Below are 1,696 nucleotides of genomic sequence, written 5' to 3'. Positions count from 1 at the left end.
TCGGCGGGCTCTTCGCCGAGGATATCGCGGTTCTCGACGAAAACCTGATGGGCGCGCTCGCCCTCGAGGCGGCAGGCGAATTTGTAGACGAAGCCCTTGGCTGTCGTGCCGAAGAACGAAACCTCGTCCTTTGTGAAGCCTTCGGGCACGGAGATGTAGATGTCGCCGCGCGTCGGTTCGTTCACGACGGTGAAGTCATCGGTCTCGTTGCCGGTGGTCAACTTCGACACGCTGGCGAACCGATCGTCCTTCAGACTGACCCGCGTCAGGCCAGACTTGGATATCGTGCAAGCGACCTCGCTGTTATCGGTCGCGAGCAGCGTCTCATCTGCGAAAGCCGGTGAGGCCATCAGCAATGCCCCTGCGACCAAAAGCCCTGCGCCAATCGTTCGGCTGCTGAGGCAGAGCGGACGGGCAGCAAGGGCCGTCCCGCTTGCAAAGAGCCCGATTGCGTATGGCGTGATCATGCCTCTTCCCCTTGTTTCTGGCCCTCGACCTTGGAGATCATGCCGAAGCCAATGAGCTGCAGAGACAGCCCGGAATATTTCCAGGTGAAGCGAAAGCGCTTGTGCTCGGCTGTGACGGCTTTGGAGCCGACAACTGTGTGAAGCGTCCCAGAGACCTCAGACGTCAGGGTATCGGGATCGACGCGGATCGCACCGATCGTGAAGTACTGGCTGATGCTCGAATTGCCCTGCTCCTTGATGACCTTCATGAGGTCGCGCTTCAGTGCCCCGTGTGCCTCGGGCGCAGCGATCTCGAGGATCGTTTCCATCCAGTAGTTGAGGTTCTCAGGGCTGCGATTGAGTGCAATGAGAGCGGTATCGCGCGTCACCATCTCGAGATATTCCTCGGAGACGCCGCTCGACGATACGGTCAGCGGGCTGCGCAGGACGGGTTGAAGAACGATCTCGCGGTCGCGCGTGAACCCAAAGATCAGGAGCAGGACAAGCAGGCCTGCCAGCGTCAGTGCGGTGATACCCAGCATGTTGCGCTGCTTGAGCACACGCTGCGATTGCGCCAGTCCGTAGGAATGATCCATCTCAGCCCACCATCATGCGAAGATGGGAGGGCGGTGTCGCCTTCAGACCGGTGAAGCTCGACGGCAGGTACCAGTAGGCCATGTGGAAAACCCACGATGTGGCCCGCCCGGCTTTGAGTTTCCTAAACCCCCACCATCCAAGCACCGCCAGCACCAATCCGATCACGACGTGCTGCGTGAGAATGCCCCAGATGAACGGAACCGCCATCGCGAGGAACTCATCCAGCGTCCAGAAGCCGATCAGCTCCGGGTCGTCGAGATGCGAAGGAATGCTGTACCGGTCCATGACTTACCGCCCTCCCCTAGGTTGCACGCCGCCTCAGATCGTCGCGGTGACGGTCGAGGTGACGATCGGAACGCCGGTGCCGGCACCCACGCCCACGGCGACCGGAACGGCGACCTGGGCGAGGCTGAAACGACCCGAACCGAGGGCGACGAGGCCGCCGGCAAGGCTCATCACGGTGATGATCCGACCGCCCGAACCTTCGAGGAAGTTCGTGAAGGTGGTCAGCGCGGTATTGAAGGTGGCATCGGCACCGGCATAGGCAGCGCCCATGGTCAGCAGCGAGACGATGGCGAAGACCGCCAGCGCCATGAGGATCGTGTTCGGCGACAGACCCTGCTTCATCGAGAGTGCATTCATTGCAATTCCCC

4 protein-coding genes are annotated in these 1,696 nt (G+C 61.3%); all 4 read right to left on the bottom strand.

The genetic code is table 11. The annotated features are described in order from the left end of the window. A partial coding sequence (locus C0456_RS20455) for a type-F conjugative transfer system secretin TraK (protein WP_291056523.1) occupies positions 1–467 on the bottom strand: 467 nt, incomplete at its 3' end. Further along, positions 464–1,042, bottom strand: coding sequence for a type IV conjugative transfer system protein TraE (locus C0456_RS20450; protein ID WP_291056520.1), 579 nt, complete (start codon positions 1,040–1,042; stop codon positions 464–466). The genes C0456_RS20455 and C0456_RS20450, both read right to left, overlap by 4 nt. 1 nt (position 1,043) lies before the next feature. After that, the gene (traL, locus tag C0456_RS20445) at positions 1,044–1,328 is read right to left on the bottom strand and encodes a type IV conjugative transfer system protein TraL (RefSeq protein ID WP_066270727.1); all 285 of its coding nucleotides are present in this window, start codon (positions 1,326–1,328) and stop codon (positions 1,044–1,046) included. 33 nt (positions 1,329–1,361) lie between these two features. Beyond that, on the bottom strand, positions 1,362–1,637 hold the full coding sequence (locus C0456_RS20440) for a hypothetical protein (RefSeq protein ID WP_367179327.1): 276 nt from the start codon (positions 1,635–1,637) through the stop codon (positions 1,362–1,364). Between the last annotated feature and the right edge of the window lie 59 nt (positions 1,638–1,696).

The sequence above is a fragment of the Hyphomonas sp. genome (genome assembly GCF_013823385.1).
Classification (GTDB): Bacteria; Pseudomonadota; Alphaproteobacteria; order Caulobacterales; family Hyphomonadaceae; genus Hyphomonas.
The sequence above is the reverse complement of the archived record's forward strand: the minus strand, read 5'-3'. Positions and strand labels throughout refer to the sequence as shown.

Coding starts and splice junctions, on each gene's coding strand:
- C0456_RS20450 (WP_291056520.1), bottom strand. CDS start 1,042: ATGGATCATTCCTACGGACTGGCGCAATCGCAGCGTGTGCTCAAGCAG.
- traL (WP_066270727.1), bottom strand. CDS start 1,328: ATGGACCGGTACAGCATTCCTTCGCATCTCGACGACCCGGAGCTGATC.
- C0456_RS20440 (WP_367179327.1), bottom strand. CDS start 1,637: ATGGCGCTGGCGGTCTTCGCCATCGTCTCGCTGCTGACCATGGGCGCT.